Genomic DNA, 391 nt, shown 5'->3' with positions numbered 1-391 from the left:
GGTTTGAGTTGTTTGAGCGCACGGATAAGGTCTTGCTGGCGCTGGCTGGCACTGCGGGCATCGTCCCGGCTGTTGAGCGGGCACATCACCAGCGCCTCTGCACCACAGTCACGGGCGTAGGCGGCCAGTTGCACGGCACGCTGTTGCAGGTCAGCGTCAAAAACATCAAACGGGTAGAGCGCATTGATGGTGCGGATGGTGACCCCGGCTTCGGCTGCGGCAGCGCGTAGCTGGGTGGCCGGGGTGCCATTGCTGATTTCCACGCCATTCAGATCGTTGCGGATTTCGATATCGCTCACACCCAGTCGGCGGCACATTGCCAGATAGTCGGGAAAGGACAGGCGCGGTGCGCTGATACGGTTGATGGCAAAGCGGATGCTGTGGTTCATGA

General features: G+C 60.9%; 1 pseudogene. It reads right to left on the bottom strand.

What is annotated here, in order from left to right:
• A pseudogene (locus tag JHD59_RS22355) lies at positions 1-391 on the bottom strand (xylose isomerase); the annotation flags it as partial.

Source organism: Chromobacterium sp. ASV23 (assembly GCF_016428945.1).
In the GTDB taxonomy this organism is placed as follows: Bacteria; Pseudomonadota; Gammaproteobacteria; order Burkholderiales; family Chromobacteriaceae; genus Chromobacterium; species Chromobacterium sinusclupearum.
This window is presented reverse-complemented; position numbering and strand designations above follow the sequence as displayed.